Annotated in this window: 24 protein-coding genes and 1 pseudogene; 16 read left to right on the top strand and 9 right to left on the bottom strand. The window is 70.8% G+C overall.

The window, feature by feature from the left end:
• Positions 1-33: 33 nt before the first annotated feature.
• On the top strand, positions 34-519 hold the full coding sequence (locus ACWEV3_RS32735) for a GNAT family N-acetyltransferase (RefSeq protein WP_452617585.1): 486 nt from the start codon (positions 34-36) through the stop codon (positions 517-519).
• Between the two features lie 121 nt (positions 520-640).
• Here ACWEV3_RS32735 and ACWEV3_RS32730 read toward each other — a convergent pair whose 3' ends face one another.
• On the bottom strand, positions 641-1294 hold the full coding sequence (locus ACWEV3_RS32730; RefSeq protein WP_452617634.1) for an amino acid-binding protein: 654 nt from the start codon (positions 1292-1294) through the stop codon (positions 641-643).
• A gap of 343 nt (positions 1295-1637) precedes the next feature.
• Here ACWEV3_RS32730 and gatC point away from each other — a divergent pair, with 343 nt between their 5' ends.
• Genes gatC through gatB form a run of 4 tightly spaced genes read left to right on the top strand, consistent with a single transcriptional unit; the run spans position 1638 to position 5162 of the window.
• The gene (gene gatC, locus ACWEV3_RS32725) at positions 1638-1937 is read left to right on the top strand and encodes an Asp-tRNA(Asn)/Glu-tRNA(Gln) amidotransferase subunit GatC (protein WP_093262568.1); all 300 of its coding nucleotides are present in this window, start codon (positions 1638-1640) and stop codon (positions 1935-1937) included.
• Positions 1937-3466, top strand: a complete 1530-nt coding sequence (gene gatA / locus ACWEV3_RS32720; protein WP_452617584.1) for an Asp-tRNA(Asn)/Glu-tRNA(Gln) amidotransferase subunit GatA — start codon at positions 1937-1939, stop codon at positions 3464-3466. The genes gatC and gatA overlap by 1 nt, the downstream gene beginning before the upstream one ends.
• Complete coding sequence (locus tag ACWEV3_RS32715) at positions 3463-3660, top strand: hypothetical protein (protein WP_132484676.1); 198 nt, start codon at positions 3463-3465, stop codon at positions 3658-3660. Before gatA ends, ACWEV3_RS32715 begins: the two co-directional genes overlap by 4 nt.
• The gene (gene gatB, locus ACWEV3_RS32710) at positions 3657-5162 is read left to right on the top strand and encodes an Asp-tRNA(Asn)/Glu-tRNA(Gln) amidotransferase subunit GatB (RefSeq protein ID WP_452617583.1); all 1506 of its coding nucleotides are present in this window, start codon (positions 3657-3659) and stop codon (positions 5160-5162) included. Before ACWEV3_RS32715 ends, gatB begins: the two co-directional genes overlap by 4 nt.
• Positions 5163-5259: 97 nt before the next feature.
• Here gatB and ACWEV3_RS32705 read toward each other — a convergent pair whose 3' ends face one another.
• The 3 genes and pseudogenes from ACWEV3_RS32705 to ACWEV3_RS32695 form a co-directional block, all read right to left on the bottom strand.
• Positions 5260-6012 carry an SDR family NAD(P)-dependent oxidoreductase gene (locus ACWEV3_RS32705; protein WP_452617582.1) on the bottom strand — a complete coding sequence of 251 codons (753 nt, stop codon included), beginning with the start codon at positions 6010-6012 and terminating at the stop codon, positions 5260-5262.
• A gap of 59 nt (positions 6013-6071) precedes the next feature.
• Positions 6072-6341, bottom strand: a complete 270-nt coding sequence (locus tag ACWEV3_RS32700; protein ID WP_452617581.1) for an aromatic-ring hydroxylase C-terminal domain-containing protein — start codon at positions 6339-6341, stop codon at positions 6072-6074.
• A 188-nt stretch (positions 6342-6529) separates the two neighbouring features.
• Positions 6530-6700, bottom strand: a pseudogene (locus ACWEV3_RS32695) (FAD-dependent monooxygenase); the annotation flags it as partial.
• A 19-nt stretch (positions 6701-6719) separates the two neighbouring features.
• Here ACWEV3_RS32695 and ACWEV3_RS32690 point away from each other — a divergent pair.
• On the top strand, positions 6720-6869 hold the full coding sequence (locus tag ACWEV3_RS32690; RefSeq protein WP_452617580.1) for a hypothetical protein: 150 nt from the start codon (positions 6720-6722) through the stop codon (positions 6867-6869).
• 285 nt (positions 6870-7154) lie between these two features.
• Here ACWEV3_RS32690 and ACWEV3_RS32685 read toward each other — a convergent pair whose 3' ends face one another.
• Positions 7155-8315 (bottom strand): PQQ-dependent sugar dehydrogenase, encoded by a 1161-nt coding sequence (locus ACWEV3_RS32685; RefSeq protein WP_452617579.1) that lies wholly within the window; start codon positions 8313-8315, stop codon positions 7155-7157.
• A gap of 170 nt (positions 8316-8485) precedes the next feature.
• Positions 8486-9451 (bottom strand): alpha/beta fold hydrolase, encoded by a 966-nt coding sequence (locus ACWEV3_RS32680; protein ID WP_452617578.1) that lies wholly within the window; start codon positions 9449-9451, stop codon positions 8486-8488.
• A gap of 112 nt (positions 9452-9563) precedes the next feature.
• Here ACWEV3_RS32680 and ACWEV3_RS32675 point away from each other — a divergent pair, with 112 nt between their 5' ends.
• Entirely contained in the window at positions 9564-10343 is a 780-nt protein-coding gene (locus ACWEV3_RS32675) for a DoxX family protein (protein ID WP_452617577.1), read from the top strand.
• Positions 10344-10412: 69 nt separating this feature from the next.
• Here ACWEV3_RS32675 and ACWEV3_RS32670 read toward each other — a convergent pair whose 3' ends face one another.
• The 3 genes from ACWEV3_RS32670 to ACWEV3_RS32660 all read right to left on the bottom strand — a co-directional run bounded on the left by ACWEV3_RS32670 (position 10413) and on the right by ACWEV3_RS32660 (position 13505).
• Positions 10413-10661, bottom strand: coding sequence for a hypothetical protein (locus tag ACWEV3_RS32670; protein ID WP_452617576.1), 249 nt, complete (start codon positions 10659-10661; stop codon positions 10413-10415).
• A gap of 94 nt (positions 10662-10755) precedes the next feature.
• On the bottom strand, positions 10756-12600 hold the full coding sequence (gene ilvD / locus ACWEV3_RS32665) for a dihydroxy-acid dehydratase (protein ID WP_452617575.1): 1845 nt from the start codon (positions 12598-12600) through the stop codon (positions 10756-10758).
• A 359-nt stretch (positions 12601-12959) separates the two neighbouring features.
• Positions 12960-13505 carry a PH domain-containing protein gene (locus ACWEV3_RS32660; RefSeq protein WP_452617574.1) on the bottom strand — a complete coding sequence of 182 codons (546 nt, stop codon included), beginning with the start codon at positions 13503-13505 and terminating at the stop codon, positions 12960-12962.
• A 499-nt stretch (positions 13506-14004) separates the two neighbouring features.
• Between ACWEV3_RS32660 and ACWEV3_RS32655 the strand changes: the two genes are divergently transcribed.
• From ACWEV3_RS32655 to cimA, 9 genes are all read left to right on the top strand, one after another.
• Positions 14005-15750, top strand: a complete 1746-nt coding sequence (locus ACWEV3_RS32655; protein ID WP_452617573.1) for an acetolactate synthase large subunit — start codon at positions 14005-14007, stop codon at positions 15748-15750.
• A gap of 139 nt (positions 15751-15889) precedes the next feature.
• Positions 15890-16396, top strand: coding sequence for an acetolactate synthase small subunit (ilvN, locus tag ACWEV3_RS32650; RefSeq protein WP_093262582.1), 507 nt, complete (start codon positions 15890-15892; stop codon positions 16394-16396).
• 146 nt (positions 16397-16542) lie between these two features.
• Positions 16543-17538: a ketol-acid reductoisomerase gene (gene ilvC, locus ACWEV3_RS32645; RefSeq protein WP_132484696.1), complete on the top strand. Its 996-nt coding sequence runs from the start codon at positions 16543-16545 to the stop codon at positions 17536-17538.
• A 490-nt stretch (positions 17539-18028) separates the two neighbouring features.
• The gene (locus ACWEV3_RS32640; protein WP_452617572.1) at positions 18029-18274 is read left to right on the top strand and encodes a DUF397 domain-containing protein; all 246 of its coding nucleotides are present in this window, start codon (positions 18029-18031) and stop codon (positions 18272-18274) included.
• A 357-nt stretch (positions 18275-18631) separates the two neighbouring features.
• The gene (serA, locus tag ACWEV3_RS32635; protein ID WP_358575678.1) at positions 18632-20227 is read left to right on the top strand and encodes a phosphoglycerate dehydrogenase; all 1596 of its coding nucleotides are present in this window, start codon (positions 18632-18634) and stop codon (positions 20225-20227) included.
• A gap of 215 nt (positions 20228-20442) precedes the next feature.
• Positions 20443-21486, top strand: coding sequence for a 3-isopropylmalate dehydrogenase (locus tag ACWEV3_RS32630; protein ID WP_452617571.1), 1044 nt, complete (start codon positions 20443-20445; stop codon positions 21484-21486).
• Between the two features lie 129 nt (positions 21487-21615).
• Positions 21616-22059 carry an SRPBCC family protein gene (locus ACWEV3_RS32625; protein WP_452617570.1) on the top strand — a complete coding sequence of 148 codons (444 nt, stop codon included), beginning with the start codon at positions 21616-21618 and terminating at the stop codon, positions 22057-22059.
• A complete protein-coding gene (locus tag ACWEV3_RS32620; protein WP_452617569.1) occupies positions 22056-22382 on the top strand; it encodes an ArsR/SmtB family transcription factor in 327 nt (108 codons plus the stop codon). Before ACWEV3_RS32625 ends, ACWEV3_RS32620 begins: the two co-directional genes overlap by 4 nt.
• Positions 22383-22607: 225 nt before the next feature.
• Complete coding sequence (gene cimA, locus ACWEV3_RS32615) at positions 22608-24242, top strand: citramalate synthase (RefSeq protein WP_452617568.1); 1635 nt, start codon at positions 22608-22610, stop codon at positions 24240-24242.
• Positions 24243-24308: the final 66 nt, after the last annotated feature.

Raw genomic sequence — 24308 nt, 5'->3', positions numbered from 1 at the left:
TCGCTGTCGGCCGGGGGTGACACGATCTGCGGCATGACGACGATCCGCGCGGCCCGGCCGGCCGAGTACGAAGCCATCGGTGAGATCTCGGCCCGGGCCTACGCCGAGAGCGGGAACCTGTCGGACGACATCGACTACACCGTGGTGCTGCGCGACGCCGCCGGGCGGGCGGAGCACGCCGAGCTGCTCGTCGCCGTCAAGGGGGACGAAGTGCTGGGCACAGTCACCCTGGTGCGGCACGACAGCTCCTACGCCGACCTCGCGCGGCCCGGTGAGCTGGAGTTCCGGATGCTGGCCGTGGCGCCGGAGGCGGTGGGCAACGGAGTCGGCCGGGAGCTGGTGGAGGCGGTGATCGACCGGGCGCGCGCGGAGGGGATGGAGCGCGTCGTGCTGTGCGTGCGGGACTCCGTGAAAACCGCCCGGCGCCTTTACGAGCGGCTGGGCTTCGAGCGCCGCCCCGACCGGGACTGGCACCCGGCACCGGACGTCCACCTGCTCGGCTACGCCCTGGAACTCTGACCAACAGGAGCCAAGCCGACGCCCAAGGCTCGTTCCGCCGCAATTTCCATTGAAATCGAACCTTCGATTTCAATGGAAATTGCGGACCTGAAGGGGTTTCGCGATGCGGTCAGCGGTGCGGTCAGCTGTCGAGGACGACCGAGACGATGCCCGCGAGGTGGGCCAGGCGAGCCAGCTCAGCGGCGCGGAACATCGGGCCGCCCGGGCGGCCCGCCAGCAGCACCCGGTCCGGCTTGCCGATCGGCGTCGCCGCCAGTTCGGTGCCCAGTTCCTTCCAGGTGTCCGGCACCCACGGCTCGTCGCCGTCGAGGATCGTCGCCCGCGCCAGCGGCAGCCACGGCAGCTCCAGGTAGCCCTCCTGCGGGGCCGAGGTGCTGGCAGCGAGCTGCTCCGCGCCGCCCGAGCGGTGCCCGAAGACGACCGCCCAACCCGATCGGATGATCTTCGGGACGCCCTCGGCGAGGATCTGCAACCCGTTCGCCGGCTCGGCCGCGATCTCTTCGACGAGCTCCAGCTCGCGGTGCGTGTCCAGCACGCCCGCGTACGGCCGGACCGCGTCGACCTCCACGCCGTCGACCGACTCGGCGGCGGTGATCAGCACGTCCGGCAGCCGGCCCGACGGCAGCTCCACGACCAGGTCATCGATCGCCACGCCGTTGCTGCGCTCGACGACGTCGACGCTGAGGATGTCGGCACCGATCTCGCCGAGCGCGCTCGCCACCGACCCGAGGTTGCCGGGCCGGTCCGGTATCTGCACCCGGATGAGGAAGGACACCGGACTCAACGCCTCCAGTTTCGTGCGCGACACCTCGCCGGCCGCGCTCTCGCTACCGCACGAGGCCGCACTGCAGCGGCTCCTCGTGCGAGGAACTGGCGGTTGAAATTGTGTCAGACGCGACGCCCCCGCGGTGCGCCCGGCGTCCACGGAGTGGAAGTACCTGCGGTTTTCCGTCGTGTCGTCGACGTTTTCGAGGCCGGTCGGCGCGTTGATCCGCAGTGGAATCGCCGCGAGCCTGGGTGGTCGCGGCGGCGCCCGCGCCCCCTCCAGGAGCGGGCCCGGGCACCGCCATAGACTGAGCTGTACCCGTGAAACCGGACATGACCAGGGAGCCTTCGCAGTGTCCAAGATCTCCCGCGACGAGGTCGCACACCTCGCCGGCCTGGCGCGGCTGGCCGTCACCGAGGCCGAGCTCGACACCTTCGCCGGCCAGCTCGACCAGATTCTCGATGCGGTGGCCAAGGTGGGCGAGGTCGCTGCGGACGACATCCCGCCGACCTCCCACGCCGTGCCGGTGACCAACGTTTTCCGCGATGACGAGGTGCGGCCGGGCCTGTCGCGCGAGCAGGCGCTCGCCGCGGCGCCGGCCGCCGAAGAGGACCGGTTCCGCGTGCCGCGGATCCTGACCGAGGAGGCCTGATGACGACCGCATCCGGCGGCAGCCTGACCGGGCTGACCGCATCCGAGCTCGCTGCCAAGCTGCAGGCGGGCGAGGTCACGTCGGTCGAGGTGACGCAGGCGCACTTGGACCGGATCGCCGCCGTGGACTCGGAGGTGCACGCGTTCCTGCACGTCGACGCCGACGGGGCGCTGGCCGCCGCGCGGCGGGTCGACGAGGAACGCGCCGCCGGGAACACCACGTCGCCGCTGGCCGGCGTGCCGCTGGCGCTCAAGGACGTGCTGACCACCACCGACATGCCCACCACCTGCGGCTCCAAGATGCTGGAGGGCTGGGTCCCGCCGTACGACGCGACCGTGACGCGCCGGCTGCGCGAGGCGGGCGTGGTCATCCTCGGCAAGACGAACATGGACGAGTTCGCGATGGGCTCGTCGACCGAGAACTCCGCGTACGGCCCGACCCGCAACCCGTGGGACCTGGAGCGCATCCCCGGCGGTTCCGGCGGCGGTTCGGCGGCGGCGCTGGCCGCGTTCGAGGCGCCGCTGGCCATCGGCACCGACACCGGCGGCTCGATCCGCCAGCCCGGCGCGGTGACCGGCACGGTCGGCGTCAAGCCGACCTACGGCGGCGTTTCCCGCTACGGCCTCGTCGCGTTCTCCTCGTCGCTGGACCAGCCCGGCCCGTGCGCGCGCACGGTGCTGGACGCCGCGCTGCTGCACGAGGTGATCGCCGGGCACGACCCGATGGACTCCACCTCGATCGACCAGCCGGTGCCGCAGGTCGTCGCCGCGGCCGAGCAGGGCGCTTCGGGCGGCCTGCAGGGCGTGCGCGTCGGCGTGGTCCGCGAGCTCTCCGGCGACGGCTACCAGCCGGGCGTGCAGCGGGCCTTCGACGCCGCCGTCAAGCAGCTGTCCGCGCTGGGTGCGGAGGTCATCGAGGTCTCCTGCCCGCACTTCAGCTACGCGCTGCCGGCCTACTACCTGATCGCGCCGAGCGAGTGCTCCTCCAACCTCGCCCGCTTCGACGCGATGCGCTACGGCCTGCGCGTCGGCGACGACGGCGCGCGCAGCGCCGAGGAGGTCATGTCGCTGACCCGCGAGGCCGGGTTCGGGCCCGAGGTGAAGCGGCGCATCATGCTCGGCACCTACGCGCTGTCGTCGGGCTACTACGACGCCTACTACGGCCAGGCGCAGAAGGTGCGGACGCTGATCACCCGCGACTTCACCGCCGCGTTCGAGCAGGTCGACGTGCTGGTGTCGCCGACGACGCCGACCACCGCCTTCAAGATCGGCGAGCGGGTCGACGACCCGATGGCGATGTACCTGGCGGACCTGTGCACCATCCCGTCCAACCTGGCGGGCAACGCCGCCATGAGCGTCCCGTGTGGACTGTCCGATGAGGACGGCATGCCGGTCGGGCTGCAGATCATGGCCCCGGCGATGGCCGACGAGTGGCTCTACCGGGTCGGCTCGGCCTACGAGGCGGCGCGCAACGCCAGCCAGGACGGCCCCCTCATCAACCGTGTTCCCCAGCTGGAGGTCGCGCGATGAACCCGAAGATCAAAGCAGCGTTCCAGCTCGCCTCGGTGCTGTCGGCCGCCCTCGGGCTGCGGGCGAGCTTCCGCTCGGCGCGGGAGGAGAAGGACAAGCTCGCGCTGGCGGACGCGGTCATCACCGCGCTCGGCCTGATCACCGGCACCGCGCTGGCCGTGCGGGCCCTGCGCAAGGGGGAGGACGACAAGTGACCGCCGTCGCCGAGATCCTGGACTACGACGAGGTCCTCGCGCGGTTCGACCCGGTGCTCGGGCTCGAAGTGCACGTGGAGCTGTCCACCAGGACGAAGATGTTCTGCGGCTGCGCCAACGCCTTCGGCGCCGAGCCGAACACCCAGGTGTGCCCGGTGTGCCTGGGCCTGCCGGGTGCGCTGCCGGTGCTCAACGGCAAGGCCGTGGAGGCCGCCATCCGGATCGGGCTGGCGCTGAACTGCCAGGTCGCCGAGTGGTGCCGGTTCGCCCGGAAGAACTACTTCTACCCGGACATGCCGAAGAACTTCCAGACTTCGCAGTACGACGAGCCGATCGTCCACGACGGCTACCTGGACGTGCTGCTGGACGACGGCGAGACCTTCCGGGTCGACATCGAGCGGGCGCACATGGAGGAGGACACCGGCAAGTCCTCGCACATGGGCGGCAGCACCGGCCGGATCCACGGCGCGGACTACTCGCTGCTGGACTACAACCGGGCCGGCGTGCCGCTGATCGAGATCGTCACCAAGCCGATCGTCGGCGCCGGGGAGCGGGCTCCCGAGGTCGCGCGCGCCTACGTCTCGGCGCTGCGGGACCTGCTGCGCGCGCTGGACGTCTCCGACGTGCGGATGGACCAGGGCTCGCTGCGCTGCGACGCGAACGTGTCGCTGATGCCGAAGGGCACGACGGAGTTCGGCACCCGCACCGAGACGAAGAACGTCAACTCGCTGCGCAGCGTGGAACGCGCGGTGCGCTTCGAGATGCAGCGGCACGCCGCGGTGCTGACCTCGGGCGACTCGATCCTGCAGGAGACGCGGCACTTCGACGAGTCCACCGGCACCACGTCGGCGGGCCGCCGCAAGGAGACCTCCGAGGACTACCGCTACTTCCCGGAGCCCGACCTGGTGCCGATCGCGCCGGCCAGGCAGTGGGTCGAGGAGCTGTCCAAGACCCTGCCGGAGATGCCGTGGGAGCGGCGCAAGCGCGCGCAGGAGGACTGGGGCCTCTCCGACGAGGAGCTGCGCGACCTGGTCAACGCCGGGGCGCTGGAGCTGGTGGCGCAGACCGTCGACGCGGGCGCGCCCTCCGGTGACGCCCGCTCCTGGTGGGTTTCGTACCTGGCGCAGCAGGCCAACACCCGCGGCGTCGAGCTCGCCGACCTGGCGATCGCGCCGAAGCAGCTGGCGCGGGTGATCGCGCTGGTCGCCGAGGGCAAGCTGACCAACAAGCTGGCCCGGCAGGTCGTCGACGGGGTGCTCGCCGGTGAGGGCGAGCCGGACGACGTGGTGGCGGCCCGCGGCCTGGAGGTCGTGTCCGACGACTCGGCGCTGCAGGCGGCGATCGACGAGGCGCTGGCGGCGCAGCCGGACATCGCGGACAAGATCCGCGGCGGCAAGGTGCAGGCGGCGGGCGCGATCGTCGGAGCGGTCATGAAGGCCACCAAGGGTCAGGCGGACGCCAAGCGGGTCCGCGAGCTCGTCCTCGCGGCCTGCGGCCAGTAACGGGCGCCGGAACGGCCGAGAACCGAAGCGGGGAACCGGGATCTTCCGGTTCCCCGCTTCGCATCTCCGCAGTTTCAATTGAAACTGCGGGGTGGGGTCAGCGGGCGAGGTAGCCGCCGTCGACGTAGAGCTCGGAACCCGTGGTGAAGGACGCGTCGTCGCCGGCGAGGTAGGCGACGGCCGCCGCGACCTCGGCCGGGCGGCCGAGGCGGCCCAGCGGCGTCACCGCCAGCATCGCCGCCTCCCGGTCGGTGCCGCGGACGCCGTCCAGGATCGCGGTGTCGATGAACCCGGGATGCACCGAGTTCACCCGGATCCCCGCATCGGCCCACTGCAGCGCGGCGTTCTTGGTGAGCAGCCGGACCGCGCCCTTCGCCGCGTGGTAGGCCGGGCTGGTGCCGAAGCCACCGCTGGCGCCGAAGATCGAACTGATGTTGATCACCGACGCGTGCTCGGAGGCGCGTAGCGCCTCGGCGGCGGCCCGCATGCCCAGGAACACGCTGGTCTGGGTGACCGCGATGGTGCGTTCGTAGCTCTCCGCCGTGGTGTCCTCGATGGTGCCGCGGTCGGCGATCCCGGCGTTGTTGACCAGGATGTCCAGGCCGCCGAACTCCTCGACGGCGGCCCGGACCGCGGCCGTCCACGCGGCCTCGTCGGCGACGTCGTGGTGCACGAAAAGCGACCTTCCGCCGTCGTCGCGGATCTCGGCGGCGACGGCGGCCCCGGCCTCGTCCTGGATGTCGGTGACCACGACCGCCGCGCCTTCCGCGGCCAGCCTGAGGGAGGTCTGCCGGCCGATTCCGCCCGCACCGCCGGTGATCAGCGCGACCCTGTCCTGCAACCGCAACATCTCTCCACCCTTCGCTGAACGATCGTTCAACGGAGGGTGGCACGGCGCGGCGGGGCCCGTCACCGGCCGGATGGGCGAGTGCCCGCGGCCTCGGTGATCCGGCCGATGTGGCCGTCCGGCCGCACCAGCACGAGCGTCCCGGCGGCCACGTCGTAGGCCCGCCAAGCGTCCACATGGGACCGATCGATCCGGTGGGCGTGCACGTCGGTGCCGGTTTCCGGCGGCTCCGCGCCGAATGCCAACAGCGTCCGGTGCGGGCCCCGGAACAGGTCGAAGAGGCGCACGCCGTCGCCCACGGGCGAATCCGGCGCCCGGTCGCCGGCCTGCACGCGGCCGCGCTCCGCCCGCTCGTCGTGCGCCAGCGGCTCGGTGCGGCCAGCTGCCGGGTCTCCGTCCCGCGGCGGTACGCGTCCTCGTGGCCATCGGTGTGCTTGCGCAGGAGTGCGGTACTGATCCCGAGCACCGAGGCGGCGACCGGGAGGCGTTCCGCTTCGTAGCTGTCGAGCAGGTCGTGATCTCCGTCGGCCAGCTTCCAGCCGAGGTTGTAGGCGTCCTGCACGCCGGTGTTCAGGCCCTGGCCGCCGGTCGGCGGATGCACGTGCGCTGCGTCGCCGACGAGGAAGACGCGGCCGCGCCGGAACTGCCGCGCCAGCCGCATGTTCGCCCGCCACGCGGTGGACCACGTCAGGTCGTGCAGCCGGAGGTCCGTGCGGCCGGAGAATTCGTCGAGCAGGCGTTGCAGAGCGGGCAGCGCGGCGTCCTGGTCGTCGGGCAGCCCGCTGACCGAAGGGCTGGCGGACGAGCAGGCCATCGACCTGCTCACCGACCTGACGCACCGGGGCCTCAACGGCAAGTAGGCGGTCGGTCCTCCGTGCGCACTTTCTGTCTCTGCTTCCGGACTCGCTCAGGGTGGCGGTGCGGGTGGCGGAAGTTCAGGTTCCTTCTCGCTGTGGGATCCCCGGCATCAGCCAATTCGCCACGTCGGGGCTGTCCTCGCGAGGGGTTCCCCGAGAACCCGCGGCGGTGTGAGTCGCGAGGGTGGGCTAAGCGGCTGCGCCGCTTCAAAGACAAGACCCCGCGCTACCACCACGACATTCACTCTGTAGCAGCAGAAAGCACGCACAAGCCTTGGGTTGCCGGGGTCAGTCCTTGCCCGCGGAGCCGGCGGACGGGGACTCGATGCGCAGGGCGCGGTCGTCGCTGGAGATCGGCTGGCCGCCGTCCTTGTTCGCCGTGCCCAGCCAGATCAGGCCGTCCGGGCCGAGCGCGGCGGCGGAGAAGCGCCCGTAGGTCTTCTCCATGACCTTCGTCGGCTGGCCGGTGAAGCTGCCGTCCGGCGCCGGGTGCAGCGTGTACAGCGCTGCGGCGTCGGTCAGCGCCACCACGACCTGCGCCGGGTCGGCGGCGCACCCCGCCACCCCGGGCCGCTCCGCCCAGGTCCACGCCGGCGCCCCCAGCGGCTCGCCGAGCTGCACCCGGTACAGGGCGTCCTGGCCGCCGCTGCGGTCGGTCACCCAGTACATGCCCAGCGCGGGCGTGCCGCACAGCCCGCCCGGCGAGGCCAGTCCGGCGGCGACCACCGGCGACGTGGGGTTCGGGTTGCCCGCCGCGGGCTTGCCGGAACTGTCGATGCGCAGCACCTTGCCGGCCAGCGACTGCGGATTCGCGGCGTTGGCCGGGCTGCCCGCGTTGCCGGTGGCGATCAGCAGCGAGCCCTGGCCGTCGTCGAGCATCGCCCCCGCGTTGCCCGTCGACCCCTTCGGGATGCCGGTCAGCACCGGCTTGGGCCGGTCTCCGGCCGCGACCCGGACGACCTGGTTGTCGCTGCGGGTCGTGACGTAGGCGTAGAACAGCTCGTCCTCGTGGTACGTGGGGGAGAGGGCGAGCCCGGTGAGCCCGCCACCGCCGCTCGGATCGACCGGAATGCGGGCCAGTTCAACGGGTTTCGTGCCGCGCTGCACGCGCAGCACCCGCCCGGTGGCGCGCTCGCCGACGAGCGCGGCCTGGCCGCCGGGCAGCACCGCGATCGCGCCGACCGGATCCAGGCAGGTGGCCACCACCGCCGGGTCGGGATCCTCGCACCCGACCGGCGCGTTCGGCTGCTGCGGCGAGCTGCCGGATTCCGGCGGCGGCGAGGACTCGTTCTCGAAGGAGGGCTGGGGGCCGGCCTGCGGCTCCAGCGAGGGCGGGTCGCCCCACGGCCGGGGGTGCTCGTCGGGGAACTGCGCGCAGCCGGCCAGCAGCGTGCCGAGCACGGCGGTCATGCCCAGCAGAAGACGACGCATGCGAAACGAGGCGGCCACGACGTCCGACCCTATCGGCCGACGGGTGAACCCGGGGTGAGACGGTGCTCAACACGCTTCCCGGCTCCGCCCGCGGTGCCGGTCCGCAATTTCAATGGAAATCGGACCTTCGATTTCAATGGAAATTGCGGCAAACGGGTCTCGGGTTCCGGGATGTGGAAGTTCGGGGTTCAGTGGTCGGGGTGTTCGGCGCGGCGGCGCGGGCCCGGCTCCGGGAGGCGCAGGCTGATCCGCCGGACCGGCGGCGGTGGCGGGTCGATGCCGAGCCGGGCGCACTCGACCGCTTCCACCCGGCGCAGCAGCAGGGCCAGCTCCTCGCGCACCAGGTCGGGGGCTTCGAACGGGATGAAGTGCGACGTCGCCAGCTGCCGCACCCTCGCCTGCGGCAGCGCCGCGACCGCCCTGGCGGTGCCGGCGAAGTCCGCCAGCACGTCGTGCCGTCCAGTGAGGACGGTCAGCGGGCAGCTCAGCCCCGTCACCTGGGTCCGTGCCGATGCGCTCCACGCGAGGCCCATCGCCAGGTGCCACTGCCAGTCCTGGGGCAGCAGTTGCCGGAGCACCGCCGCGGCGACCTCCCGGTCCACCTCGGGGCGCAGCAGGCCGCTGCATCGTACGAGCTGCGCCGCGAGTTCCGTGACCGGCAGCCGGGACGTGATCGACGTCAACAGGCCGCCGAAGACCTGCAGCGAGGCGGAGCCGCCCGCGGCGAGCAGCCGCCGGGCGAGCTCCGGCACGCCGAGCGCCCCGAGCAGCGCGTCCGCGGCCGCCGTCGGCGGCCCGGCGAGGAGCATCAGGCCGCGGACCCGGTCCGGGAACCGCCGGGCGAGCTCGACCGCCACCACCGTGCCCGCCGACCAGCCGACGACGGTGCAGTCCTTCACCTCCGCGTCGTCGAGCACGGCCAAAGCGCCGTCCACTTGATCACCGAGCGTGCCCGAATGGTTGTTCTCCGGTGTCCAGCCCAGCATTCGGGCCGACGAATCCACCGGAAGAATTTCGGGCGCGGTACCGAGCTCCGGGCACATCAGGACCGCCTGCGGCGCTGCGGTCTCCGGCGCCCAATGCGCGGACGCCCATTCCCGGGGCCGCGCGCCACCTGCGGAAACGTCGAACTCCCGGAACAGCTGATCGGCCATCGAACCATTTTCCCCCAGCCGGGTGTGCGCAGTATCGAACAAATCACGTGTCGGGAAGCTTTTGCCGGAAAGACTCGCACGTTGGGGTGACCATGCCCTAGCCTCGTCCGGCGTGAGCATTCACGACGATCGCCCCGGCGGTGCGGGCGGCTACCCCGACGATCGCAACTACGGCGCGCACGCCCAGCAACCCGGAGCGGGTTCGAAGGGTGCACCGAGTGCCGCGCAAGGCGCACCAAGTGCGCGGAGCACGCAGAGCCTCAGCGCGCAGAAGTACAACTACTACGACGACGATGACGGCTACAGCGACGCCGAAGCCACGTCCGTGGTCGACCGCAGCAGCGCGTCGAGCGACTACTACGACGACCTCGGCGGCGACCCGCGCAAGCCCTTCGGCTGGAACGCGGGCACCGACCTCGGCCTGCTGATCCTGCGGCTGGCGCTGGGCGGGATCTTCCTCGCTCACGGCGCGCAGAAGCTCTTCGGCATCCTCGGCGGTCCCGGCCCGGACGGCTTCGCCATGGCGCTGGGCAAGATGGGCTTCGAGAACAGCGCCATGCTGGCCCTGATCACCGGCGGCACCGAGCTCGGCGCGGGCGCGCTGCTGGTGCTGGGCCTGTTCACGCCGCTGGCCGCCGCCGGCATCGTCGGCGTGATGGGCAACGCGATATTCCTCAAGCTCGGCGCCGGGTTCTTCGCCGCCTCCGGTGGTTTCGAGCTGGAGGCGACGCTCGGTGTGCTGGGCCTCGGCCTGATGTTCACCGGCCCCGGCCGGGTGGCGCTGGACTACGGGCGGGTGTGGTTCCGCCGTCCGCTGATCTTCGGGTTCATCGCCCTGATCATCGCGGCGGCCGCGTCCGCAGCGGTCCTGATCCTGTTCCACCGCCCCTGACCGCGGGACGACCCGGAAGCGGGGGCGCGCACGCCGAGTGCGCGCCCCCGCTTCGTCTTTCGCGAGGCGCTACCGGATCCGGGTCTGCTCGGCGTGGTAGCCGCCGCCCGGCCAGACCCAGTCCCCGGCGATGGTGTCGCCGTCGGCGCTGAAGTGGGCGCGGTAGTGCGCCGGCGACCCCTTCTCGCCGCCCCAGATGGTGAGCACGTCACCCTCGATTTCGTAGACGTAGTCGAGGGTTTCGCCCTCGTTGCCGTAGAACCGGGACTTGAGGTCGGGGCCGGGTTCCTCGGCGCCGAAGGGCTTCCCAGACGGCACCGGACGGACCAACGGTACAAAGCGGCGGCCGTCCGTTCAGGGCAAAGCGAAAGGGGCACCCGGTGACGGGTGCCCCTCGCGTTCGGCAGGTCGATCACTTGTTGACGTCGCGGACCGCTCCGTAGGAGGCGGACGTGGCGAAGCGGGCGTAGGCGCGCAGCGCCGCCGTGACCTTGCGGTCGCGGCCCACCGGCTGCCACGGGTGCTCGCCGGCGTCCATCTTGGCGCGGCGCTCGGCCAGGACCTCGTCGGGGACGAGCAGTTCCAGCTTGCGCTCGCGGACGTCGATCAGGATCTGGTCGCCGTTCTCCACCAGGCCGATCGCGCCGCCGTTGGCCGCCTCCGGGGAGATGTGGCCGATCGACAGGCCCGACGAACCGCCGGAGAACCGGCCGTCGGTGATCAGCGCGCACTTCTTGCCCAGGCCCGAGCCCTTCAGGAAGGCCGTCGGGTGCAGCATCTCCTGCATGCCCGGCCCGCCCGCCGGACCCTCGTAGCGGACCACCAGCACCTCGCCCGGCTGGATCTCCTTGTTCAGGATCACCGACACGGCCTGCTCCTGGCTCTCCACCACGCGCGCCGGACCCTGGAAGTGCCAGAGCTCCTCCTCGACACCGGCGGTCTTGATCACCGCGCCTTCCTCGGCGAGGTTGCCCTTGAGCACCGCCAGGCCGCCGTCGGCGGTGTAGGCGTGCGCGACATCGCGGATGCAGCCGTTCGCGGCGTCGGTGTCCAAAGAGGACCAGCGGTTCTCCGTGGAGAACGCCTTCGTGGTGCGCACCCCGCCCGGCGCCGCGTGGAACAGCTCGATGGCCTCCGCCGACGGCGACTCGCCGCGGATGTCCCATTTGGACAGCCACTCGGTCAGGCTCGCGCTGTGCACCGACGAGACGTCGCGGTGCAGCAGGCCCGCCCGGTCGAGCTCGCCCATGATCGCGCTGATGCCGCCGGCCCGGTGCACGTCTTCCATGTGGTAGTCGGAGTTCGGGCTCACCTTCGACAGGCACGGCACCCGGCGGCTGGTCTCCGCGATGTCGTCCAGCGAGAAGTCGATCTCGCCCTCGAGCGCCGCCGCCAGCGTGTGCAGCACCGTGTTCGTGGACCCGCCCATGGCCATGTCCAGCGCCATCGCGTTCTCGAACGCCTTCTTGTTCGCGACCGAGCGCGGCAGCACCGACTCGTCGTCCTCGCCGTAGTAGCGCTTCGCGATGCGCACCACCGTGCGGCCGGCCTCCTCGAACAGGGCGCGGCGCGCGGCGTGGGTCGCCAGCGTGGACCCGTTGCCGGGCAGCGCCAGGCCGAGGGCCTCGGTGAGGCAGTTCATCGAGTTCGCGGTGAACATGCCCGAGCACGAACCGCACGTCGGGCAGGCCGACCGCTCGACCTCCGAGAGCCCGTCCTCGTCCACCGCCGGGCTCGCGGACGCCGAGATCGCCGTGATCAGGTCGGTCGGCGCCTGCGCCACGCCATCCACCACGACCGCCTTGCCGGCCTCCATCGGCCCGCCGGAGACGAACACCGCCGGGATGTTCAGCCGCATCGCGGCGTTGAGCATGCCGGGCGTGATCTTGTCGCAGTTGGAGATGCACACGAGCGCGTCGGCCTGGTGCGCGTTGACCATGTACTCCACCGAGTCGGCGATCAGCTCGCGCGAGGGCAGCGAGTAGAGCATCCCGCTGTGGCCCATCGCGATGCCGTCGTCCACGGCGATGGTGTGGAACTCGCGCGGCACGCCCCCGGCCTCGCGGATGGTGGCGGCGACCACGTCACCGAGGTCGCGCAGGTGCACGTGGCCGGGCACGAACTGGGTGTAGGAGTTGGCGATCGCCACGATGGGCTTGCCGAAGTCGTCGTCGGTCATGCCGGTGGCACGCCACAGCGAGCGGGCGCCGGCGGCATTCCGTCCGTGCGTCGTGGTGCGAGAGCGCAACTGAGGCATATCGACCTTCTTCGTAAAGAGTTCCAGGCTCGTTTTTCGTAGCGGTGCCGGTAGCGGCCCCCCTGCGGGAGTTACAGAAGTCTTCTCGACTCCGGGATCCCCGACACACGTATGACCAATACGACGCGTCGGGGCTGTCCTCGCGAGAAGACTTCTGAGAACCCGCGGCGGTGCGAGTTGCGGGGGTGGGCTAATCGGCTTCGCCGCTTGCGGTGGCTCCGCACATGGAATCGGGGGCGTCGCAGCTGCGGTCTACCACCGGAAGTGGCTTCGCCACTTGCCTGACGGTAACGCGATTGCATTCGCCCACCGGACCGGACCGCGCCTTGTGGGCGCGGGAAGTTGCGGTGCGGCCGACATTACTCCTGCGTGGTCGGGTCGGGCAGCCGCCCACCGCTGATCGCCGCCACTCGCGGCAGGTCGCGCACCCGCACCGCGGGGAGCTGGACCTCCTTGCCGGAGCGCAGCACGGCCTTGAGCCAGCGCTTCTCGTCCAGCCGCAGCGACACCACGTCGTCCCAGCCGAACTTGGTGCGGCCGAACATGGTGCGCGCCACCACCTGCTGGGCGTCGAACGTGGTGCGGGTGCGCAGGATCCACACCGCCAGCCCGAGCGGGATCAGGTAGATCAGCAGCGCCCAGGTGCCCGCGGTGGTGGCCAGCGGGGTGGCGCAGATGATGACCGCCAGCACGCCCAGCAGCGCCACCGGCGTGATCCGGAACGTCAGGGACTTCGGTCCCTCGGGCTCCGCCGGGGCGGCCTGCTCCGCGTCGGCGGACTCGGCGGTCCGCTCATCATCGGAGCGCTCAGCGGCCTGCTCCGCGTCGGAGGACTGGGTGCCGGACGGCTCCGGGGCGGGCTGCTTGGCGTCGGGCTGCTCGGGCTCCTGCGGGGTCTCGCTCACGTCCCGATGGTCTCACCTGCGGTTCCCGTACCCGTGGGCGGCCGAACGCCGCCGGCGATCCGCCGTCAGCGTGACCGCCGCGACGCGCACGGCCCACGCGTCGCACGTCACATCTCACCGCGCGGACCATCCTGGACGGCGTCGCTGAGCTGGGATTATCGTCGCGATCGGGGTCGCGCTGAGCGATCTCAGGCGTCCACGATGCGGGAAGATCGTCCCGCATGGTTTGACGTCGCGGGTCGCTTTGATTAACGTCCTAGCCATGCTGCGACTGCACGACATTCTCGTACTTCCCCGGCGCGTCGACGCCTAGGAAGTTCGCAGCGTCGACGCGCCAACCCTCGTCAGGCCTATTGGGGTCTGCGGGGGTTTTTTCGTGTCCGGTCCAACTCCCGACCCCGAGGCAGACCCGATGACCAGCGCCAATACTCGGCAGAATCCGGTCCCGGCGCCCCCGCCAGGACGCCGTCCCAAGCCCGCGCCGCCCAGCGGTGCTCCAGTGAAGATGACCGGTGCGCAGGCACTGGTGCGCTCGCTGGAGGCCGTCGGCTGCGAGATCGTCTTCGGGATTCCAGGCGGCACGATCCTCCCCTCCTACGACCCGCTCCTCGACTCGAAGAAGGTCCGGCACGTCCTGGTGCGCCACGAGCAGGGCGCCGGGCACGCGGCCACCGGCTACGCGCAGGCCACCGGCAAGGTCGGCGTGTGCATGGCGACGTCCGGCCCGGGGGCGACGAACCTGGTCACCGCGCTCGCCGACGCCAACATGGACTCGGTCCCGATCGTCGCGATCACCGGTCAGCAGAGCACCGGCCTGATCGGCACCGACGCCTTCCAGGAAGCCGACATCTGCGGCATCACGCTGCCGATCACCAAGCACAACTTCCTGGTCACCGATCCCGATGACCTGCCGCGGGTCATCGCGGAGGCGTTCTACATCGCCGCCAGCGGCCGCCCCGGCCCGGTGCTGGTGGACATCCCCAAGGACGTCCAGCAGGCGACCATGTCGTTCTCCTGGCCGCCGGAGATGAAGCTGCCCGGCTACCGGCCGACCAGCAAGCCGCACGGCAAGCAGGTCCGGGAGGCCGCCAAGCTGATCACCGAGGCGCACCGCCCGGTGCTCTACGTCGGCGGCGGGGTCATCAAGGCCGAGGCGCACGCCGAGCTGCGGCAGCTGGCCGAGCGCACCGGCATCCCGGTGGTCACCACGCTGATGGCGCGCGGCGCGTTCCCCGACTCGCACCCGCAGCACCTGGGCATGCCCGGCATGCACGGCACGGTCTCCGCGGTCGCCGCGATGCAGCGCGCCGATCTGCTGATCGCGCTGGGCACCCGCTTCGACGACCGGGTTACCGGCCAGCTGTCGTCGTTCGCGCCGGAGGCCAAGGTCGTGCACGCCGACATCGACCCGGCGGAGATCTCCAAGAACCGCTACGCGGACGTGCCGATCGTCGGCGACTGCAAGGAGGTCATCGCCGAGCTGATCGACGCCGTCGCCGCGGCCACCGAGCAGCACGGCACCGCGGACCTGACGACCTGGCGGGCGGACCTCGACGACCTGCGCAAGCGGTTCCCGCTGGGCTACCAGTGGCCGACCGACGGCAGCCTGTCGCCGGAGTACGTCATCGAGCGCCTGGGCAAGCTGGTCGGGCCGGACGCGATCTACGCCGCCGGCGTCGGCCAGCACCAGATGTGGGCCGCGCAGTTCGTCGGCTACGAGAACCCGCGCACCTGGCTGAACTCCGGTGGCCTCGGGACCATGGGCTACGCGGTGCCCGCCGCGATGGGCGCCAAGGCCGGCGTGCCGGACAAGGCCGTGTGGGCCATCGACGGCGACGGCTGCTTCCAGATGACCAACCAGGAGCTCGCCACCTGCGCGATCGAGGACATCCCCATCAAGGTGGCCGTCATCAACAACGGCAACCTCGGTATGGTCCGGCAGTGGCAGAACCTGTTTTACGCCGAGCGCTACTCACACAGTGACCTCGGCACCCACAAGCACCGCATCCCGGACTTCAAACTGCTGGCCGAGGCCTACGGCTGCGCGGGCCTGCGGTGCGAGTCCAAAGAGGACGTCGACAGCGTCATCCAGCGGGCGATGGAGATCAACGACCGACCCGTCGTGATCGACTTCGTGGTGGGCAAGGACGCCCAGGTGTGGCCGATGGTGGCCGCGGGCACCGGAAACGACGAGATCATGGCGGCGCGCGGCATCCGCCCCTTGTTCGACGAGGAGGAAGCATGAGCGGCCCTGCGGCAACTCCGGTCCTGCTCAACCGCACCTCAGGGGAACGTGACGCAAACCAGCCACGAGGAACCTCGAAACGAGCGATTGAGCTGGACGCAACCACAACTGCAAATCTCGGAGAGGCGGGACTGCGCCCATGACCCGACACACGCTGAGCGTGCTGGTGGAGAACGTCCCCGGGGTGCTGGCCCGGGTGTCCGGCCTGTTCTCCCGGCGCAGCTTCAACATCGAGTCCCTCGCGGTCGGCCCGACCGAGCACCCGGAGATCTCCCGGATGACGATCGTGGTCGCCGTCTCCGACCAGCCGCTCGAACAGGTCACCAAGCAGCTCAACAAGCTGGTCAACGTGATCAAGATCGTGGAGCTGGAGACCGATGCCGCGGTGCAGCGGGAGCTGCTGCTGGTCAAGGTCCGCGCCGACGCGTCGGTGCGCAGCCAGGTGCTGGAGACGGTGCAGCTGTTCCGCGCGAAAGTGGTGGACGTCTCGCCGGAGGCGCTGACCATCGAGGCCACCGGTACCGCCGATAAGCTCGACGCGCTGCTGCGAATGCTGGAACCTTACGGCGTTCGCGAGATGGTGCAGTCGGGAACGATCGCGATCGGGCGTGGCCCGCGTTCCATCACGGCCACTGCAGTGCGCTGATCCGGCGCCCCCGCCACAGGGCCGAAAACCGAAGAACCTGTCGCCGAATTCGTCCGCGGAGCCGTCCTGGCGGGTACCCCGGGCGAGAAGGCCACCGCATTCGGCGGCGGGTACGAAGAAGTCCCGAAAGGAAACGCTGAATCACCATGGCAGTTGAAATCTTCTACGACGCGGACGCCGACCTGGGCATCGTCCAGGGGCGCAAGGTCGCGGTCATCGGCTACGGCAGCCAGGGCCACGCCCACGCCCTGAGCCTGCGGGACTCGGGTGTCGACGTCCGGGTCGGCCTCCCGGAGGGCTCCAAGTCGCGCGCCAAGGCGGAGGAGGAGGGCCTGCGGGTGCTCACCCCGGCCGAGGCCGCCGCGGAAGCCGACCTGATCATGATCCTCGCGCCCGACACCAAGCAGCGCGAGATCTACGCCAACGACATCGCGCCGAACCTGAAGCAGGGCGACGCGCTGTTCTTCGGCCACGGCTTCAACATCCGCTACGGCCTGATCCAGCCGCCGGCGGACGTCGACGTCGCGATGGTCGCCCCGAAGGGCCCGGGCCACCTGGTGCGCCGCCAGTTCGTCGACGGCAAGGGCGTGCCCTGCCTGATCGCGGTCGAGCAGGACGCTTCCGGCAACGCCCAGGCGCTGGCGCTGTCCTACGCCGCCGCCATCGGTGGCGCGCGGGCCGGCGTCATCAAGACCACCTTCAAGGAGGAGACCGAGACCGACCTGTTCGGTGAGCAGGCGGTCCTCTGCGGTGGCGCGAGCGCCCTGGTGCAGACCGGCTTCGAGGTGCTGGTCGAGGCCGGCTACCAGCCGGAGATCGCCTACTTCGAGGTCCTGCACGAGCTCAAGCTGATCGTGGACCTGATGTGGGAGGGCGGCATCGCCGGCCAGCGGTACTCGATCAGCGACACCGCCGAGTACGGCGACCTCAGCCGCGGCCCGCGGGTGATCGACGCCCACGTCAAGGAGTCGATGCGCAAGATCCTGAGCGAGGTCCAGGACGGCACCTTCGCCAAGGAGTGGGTGGCCGAGGACGAGGCCGGGCGCCCGAACTTCACCAAGCTGCAGGCCGAGGGCAACGCCCACCAGATCGAAGAGGTCGGCAAGAAGCTGCGTTCGCTGATGTCCTGGACCAACAAGTGATTTCTGGATTCCAGACTCGTCTGTCGTGGCGGTGCGGGTAGCGGCCCCCCTGCGGGAGTTACGGCCGCCGCCTGGACTGTGGGATCCCCGATTTGTGTATGACCAATACGCGGCTTCGGGGCTGTCCTCGCCAGGCGACGTCTGAGAACCCGCGGCGGCGCAAGCTGCGAGGGTGGGCTATACGCCTGCGGCGCATGCGACCGCTTTCGTAGGTGCCGGTTTGAGCGTCGCGGCTGCGGTTGCCGCCGGAAGCGGCCGTGCCGCTTGCCTGACGGCGTCACTTCGTCGGGCTGGCATGCGGCCCGATGGCTTGGTGAGTGGATTTGAGTTTCGGCGGCGCGCCGACCGCGCGTCCGGCCGATGTGAAAAGGCCCGGTGAGCCCCACGAGGGATCACCGGGCCTCGGCCTTCCCGGTAGGTTCCCGGACTGGCTTTCCCCATTGCCAAAGGGGGAAACCGGTCGCTGCGGGTGAGGGATAAGGTACGCATCGTGAGTGCAGACAACGAGATCGTCGACAACAAGGCGCACATCCGGCACAAGCTCGACTTCGCCGACGCGGAGTGGATCACCAGCACGGACGACCCGGACGAGCCGGGCGTCGAGATCGCCTTCGTGGACGGCTACATCGGCATGCGCAACGGAGCCGAACCGGAGGGCCCGGTCCTGGTCTTCACTCCCGAGGAGTGGGACGCGTTCGTCGCCGGAGCCAAGGACGGCGAGTTCGACGAGCCGTGATCCGAGCACGGAGCGCCTCGCGCGGCAGCTGCGTTGCGCGGGTGGTTCCGCGAGTGCTTCGGGGCGCGAGAGCACCCCGGAACGCGCACGGGCAGGTGCGCGCGGCAGCCGTGCCTTCGGGCGACCGGCGGCCCGGCAGCCGCATGGGTGACAACGCGTCCCCGCGGCGTTGCGCGTTGTGTCCGCAGCCTGGTTGATCTGCGACAATGCCGAATAATCGGGTTTAACGGGCGGGGGATTCCGGACCGGTGATCCGGGCAACACCCTTGTGAACGCTTTCTCAAACTCCCGTTAAACTTCGACCCCGTCCGGGCACATCGCCGTGCCGACCGTGATCTTCAAAAATGGAGTTCGCCCGTGACCAACGCAAGCCGTCCTGTCGTCCTGATCGCCGAGAAGCTGGCACCGTCCGTGATCGACGCCCTCGGGGACGAGGTCGAGATCCGCAACGTGGACGGCACCGACCGGCCGGCGTTGCTCGACGCCGTCGCCGACGCTGATGCGCTGCTGGTCCGCTCCGCCACCAAGGTCGACGCCGAGGTGCTGTCGGCGGCGAAGAAGCTCAAGGTCGTCGCCCGCGCCGGGGTCGGCCTGGACAACGTCGAGGTGCCCGCCGCCACCGAGCGCGGCGTGATGGTGGTCAACGCCCCCACCTCCAACATCGTCTCGGCCGCCGAGCACGCGATGGCACTGCTGCTCGCGGTGGCGCGCAACGTCGCGCAGGCCGACGCCAGCCTCAAGAACGGCGAGTGGAAGCGCAGCTCCTACACCGGCGTCGAGCTCAACGGCAAGACCGTCGGCGTGGTCGGCCTGGGCAAGATCGGTCAGCTGTTCGCGCAGCGCGTCGCCGCCTTCGGCACCAAGCTGATCGCCTACGACCCCTACGTGTCGGCGGGCCGCGCCGCGCAGCTGGGCATCGAGCTGGTCACGCTCGACGAGCTGCTGGCCCGCGCCGACGCGATCTCCATCCACCTGCCCAAGACCGCCGAGACGCTCGGCCTCATCGGCGCCGAGGAGCTGAAGAAGGCCAAGCCGGGCCTGCTGGTCGTCAACGCCGCCCGCGGCGGCCTGATCGACGAGGACGCGCTGGTCGACGCGCTGCGCAACGGCCAGATCGGCGGCGCGGGCATCGACGTCTTCAAGACCGAGCCGACCACCGAGAGCCCGCTGTTCGAGCTGTCCAACGTGGTCGTCACCCCGCACCTGGGCGCGTCCACCGTGGAGGCGCAGGACCGCGCGGGCACCGACGTGGCCCGCTCGGTGCGGCTGGCGCTGCGCGGCGACTTCGTGCCGGACGCCGTCAACGTGCAGGGCGGCGTGGTCGGCGAGGAGGTCCGCCCGTACCTGTCGCTGACCCAGAAGCTGGGCCAGGTGCTGGCCGCGCTGGTCGGCAGCACGCCGAGCTCGGTGACCATCGAGGCCCGCGGCGAGCTGGCCGACGAGGACGTCTCGGTGCTGCAGCTGGCGGCGCTGCGCGGCGTCTTCGCCGGCGCCGTGGAGAACCAGGTGACCTTCGTCAACGCGCCGCAGCTGGCCGAGGACCTGGGCGTGCAGGTGGAGGTCAAGACCTCCTCGGAGAGCCCGAACCACCGCAGCGTGGTGTCGGTGCGCGCGGGCCTGCCGGACGGCCGCACCGCCGTGGTCTCGGGCGCGCTGTCCGGGTCGAACCAGGTGGAGAAGCTGGTCGAGGTCAACGGCCGGCACTTCGACCTGCGGGCCGAGGGCAACGTGCTGCTGCTGGAGTACCCGGACCGGCCGGGCGTGATGGGCCGGGTCGGCACCCTGCTCGGCGAGGTCGGCGTGAACATCGAGGCGGCGATGGTCAGCCAGACCACCGAGCGCTCGGACGCGATCATGCTGCTGCGCGTGGACCGTCCGGTCGAGCCGGGCGTGCTGGAGCCGATCGGCGCCGCGGTCGGTGCGCGCATCGTGCGCACCGTCAGCTTCGAGTAACTCGGACGAGTGACACGGGGGCCGTTCCACGATGTGGGACGGCCCCCGTGTCGTACCAGGGACCCATGGTCATCTCACTCCAATGGGTGTCCCACACTCCGGGAGATATCATCCACTTGGTGGGCCCGGCATGCCGCTGCCCGCAGTCGTGCCGGTAGCCTTCGGCTCAACAGTTCGAGCCCCGCGGGTCGGGGTGGTTCTCGGGAGGTGTGTAGATGCGGCTCGCTGTGATCCCCGGCGACGGGATCGGGCCGGAGGTTATTGCCGAGGCACTCAAGGTCCTCGGTGAGGTGGTGCCGGATACCGAGATCACTCGTTACGACCTGGGAGCGGCGCGCTGGCACGCGACCGGGGAGCTGCTGCCCGAGTCCGTGCTGGGTGAACTCCGCCAGCACGACGCGATCCTGCTCGGCGCCGTCGGCGACCCGACGGTGCCCAGCGGCATCCTGGAGCGCGGCCTGCTGCTGCGGCTGCGCTTCGAGCTCGACCACCACGTGAACCTGCGGCCGGCCCGGCTCTACCCGGGCGTGAAGAGCCCGGTGGCCGACCCCGGCGAGATCGACATGGTCGTGGTCCGCGAGGGCACCGAGGGTCCGTACGCGGGCAACGGTGGTCTGCTCCGCAAGGACACCACGCACGAGATCGCGACCGAGGTCAGCATCAACACCGCGTTCGGCGTGGAGCGGGTGGTGCGCGACGCGTTCGCCCGCGCCGCCTCCCGGCCGCGCAGGCACCTGACGCTGGTGCACAAGACCAACGTGCTCACCCACGCCGGATCCTTGTGGTCGCGCGTGGTGGAAGAGGTCTCGCTGCAGTACCCGGACGTCACCGTGGCCTACCAGCACGTGGACGCCACCACGATCCACCTGGTCACCGACCCGTCCCGGTTCGACGTGATCGTCACCGACAACCTCTTCGGCGACATCATCACCGACCTGGCGGGTGCCGTCACCGGTGGCATCGGCCTGGCGGCCAGCGGCAACATCGACGCCACCCGCCGCAACCCGAGCATGTTCGAGCCGGTGCACGGCAGCGCGCCGGACATCGCCGGGCAGGGCGTGGCGGACCCGACCGCGGCGGTGCTGTCGGTCGCGATGCTGCTCGACCACGTCGGCCTGACCGAGGCCGCCAGGCGGGTCGAGGCGTCGGTGGCGTTCGACCTGGCCACCCGCGACCACTCGGCGCCGGGCGCGACCTTCGCGATCGGCGACCGCCTCGCGGCGCTGGTCTCCTCCCGCGAGGTCGCTCCGCAGTCCTGATCTCGTCCATCGCGTTGAGGGCGTCCCCGGTGGGGCGCCCTCTTCGTTGCCCCCATGTGCAACCTGTGAGTTGCACATGGGGCGACGGAGTGCAACCCTGGGGTTGCACAACCGTGGATTGGAGTGGGCATGGTTTCCGACCGGATCGAACGCGAGATCGTCATCGAGGCGCCTGCCGAGCAGGTGTGGGCGGCGCTGCTGGAACCCGAGTTCTGGCTCGGCGAGGCGGATCCGACCGGCGTCGAGGTCGGCGAGGGCAGCCGGCTGGTTTCGGAGCACGCCGAGTACGGCAACTTCCCGCAGCTGATCGAGAAGCTGGAACCCCACCACTACCTCGCCTACCGCTGGGCGAGCGCCTTCCCCGGCGAGGACCCCGCGGCGGGCAACTCGACGCTGGTCGAGTTCACCCTGACCGAAGCGGGCGGAACGACCCGGCTGCGCGTGGTCGAGAGCGGGTTCGCCGCGCTCGCCGCATCGGAGGAGACGCGGCGCGGCGCCGTCGACGACAACACCGGCGGCTGGGAGCAGGTGCTGGACGAGGTCAAGCAGAAGGTGGAGAAGCAGCAGGCGTGACGGAGCACGGTGACGTCGACGAGGTGCTGGCGGCGCTGGCCGACCCGACCAGGCGGCAGCTCGTGGACCTGCTCGGCGAGCGCGGTGAGGCCAGCGCGACGGCGCTGGCCGCCGCGCTGCCGGTGTCGCGGCAGGCGGTCGTCAAGCACCTGGCGGTGCTGGAGAACGCGGGCCTGGTGACCTCGACCCGGGTGGGGCGGGAGGTCCGCTTCGCGATCCGGTCGGAGCCGCTGGCGGCGACGGCGCGCTGGCTGGCGTCCCGCGCCGCCCGGTGGGACCGGCGGCTGGCGGCGATCAAGCGCCGCGCCGAATCCGGGCAGTAGGCCGGTTCCCGTCCGGATGGTGGGAAGGCGCGGTCACCTGGTGGTCCGGTGCCGGGTTGTGGCAGCATGGGTGCGTGGCTTTCCGCAGTGTGATCATTATTGGCGAGCGCGCCGGGTAGACGACTCCGCACCCCGGCGCGCTGACCTCTCGCATTCTGCGGGGGGTCTTTTTTGTTGCCTGCGCTGCCGCTCCACCCCATCTCCGACGCCGACGGGAGAAATCCAGTGACCCGCACCAACCCGGCCGGAACGCCGCTGGGCGACGACTTCCACGTCTACGACACGACCCTGCGGGACGGCGCGCAGCGCGAGGGCATTTCCTACTCCGTCACCGACAAGCTCGCCGTCGCGCGGCTGCTGGATTCGCTGGGCGTCGGCTTCATCGAAGGCGGCTGGCCCGGCGCGCTGCCCAAGGACACGGAGTTCTTCCACCGCGCCGCCGAAGGCGAACTCGAACTCCGGCACGCCGCCCTCGTCGCCTTCGGCTCCACCCGGCGAGCCGGGACCAAAGTGGACGAAGATCCGCAGGTGCGGGCGCTGCTGGAGTCGCGCGCCCCGGTGGTGACCCTGGTGGCCAAATCGGACCGACGGCACATCGAGCGGGCGCTGCGCACCGATGTGGCCGAGAACTGCGCGATGGTCGCCGACACGGTGCGCTACCTGGTGGGGGAGGGGCGCCGGGTGTTCCTCGACGCCGAGCACTTCTTCGACGGCTACGCCTTCGATCCCGACACCTCGCTGCGCGTGCTGGACGCCGCCGCCGGCGCGGGCGCCGACGTCGTCGTGCTGTGCGACACCAACGGCGGGCAGCTGCCGCTGCAACTGGCCGAGACGGTGCGCGAAGTCGTGTCGCGCACGGGATTCCGCGTCGGCATCCACTGCCAGGACGACACCGGCTGCGCGGTGGCCAACAGCGTCGCCGCCGTGCAGGCCGGCGCGACCCACGTGCAGTGCACCGCCAACGGCTACGGGGAGCGGGCGGGCAACGCGGATCTGTTCGCCGTGATCGGCAATCTCGCCGCGAAACTGGAGATGCCGGTGTTGCCGGAGGGAGAGCTGCGCGAGCTGACCAGGGTTTCGCACGCGCTGGCCGAGATCGCCAACCTCGCACCGGACACGCACCAGGCCTACGTCGGCCAGTCGACCTTCGCGCACAAGGCGGGGCTGCACGCGAGCGCGATCAAAGTGGACCCCGAGCTGTACAACCACATCGATCCGGCGCTGGTGGGCAACGGGATGCGGGTGCTGGTCACCGAGATGGCCGGGCGCGCCAGCCTGGAGCTCAAGGGCGCCGAGCTCGGCCTCGACCTCGCGGAGTCGCCGGCCGCCGTCACCGGCGCGGTGCGCCGGGTGAAGGAACTGGAAGCGCGCGGCTGGTCCTTCGAAGCGGCCGACGCGTCGCTGGAACTGCTGCTGCGCGGCGAAATGGCCGCCGTGGCCGACGGCGATCCGGTCGAGGCGCCGTTCGAGCTGGAGTCCTATCGCGTCGTGGTCGACCACCGATCGGACGGCGAGATGGTTTCCGAAGCGACGGTCAAGGTGCACGTCGCGGGGGAGCGCGTGATCGTCACCGCCGAAGGGAACGGGCCCGTCAACGCCCTCGACGCGGCGCTGCGCAAGGCGCTGGTCCCGCACCTGCCCTGGCTGGAATCCGTTGAGCTGGCCGACTACAAGGTGCGCATCCTCATCGACGCGCCAGGCACCGACGCGGTCACCCGCGTGCTCGTGGAATCCCGCGACGGCGAGGAGGAGTGGACCACGGTGGGCGTGCACGGCAACATCGTCGAGGCGAGCTGGCTCGCGCTCTGCGACGCGCTGGTGTACAAGGCCCTGCGGCGCAACGCGATCAGCACCCGCTGAGCCGGGAAGCGGCGCGACAGGCCCGGCCGTCCTCGTCGGATCGCAGTTTCAATTGAAACTGCGATC

It is taken from the genome of Saccharopolyspora sp. NPDC003752 (assembly GCF_053605825.1).
This window is presented reverse-complemented; position numbering and strand designations above follow the sequence as displayed.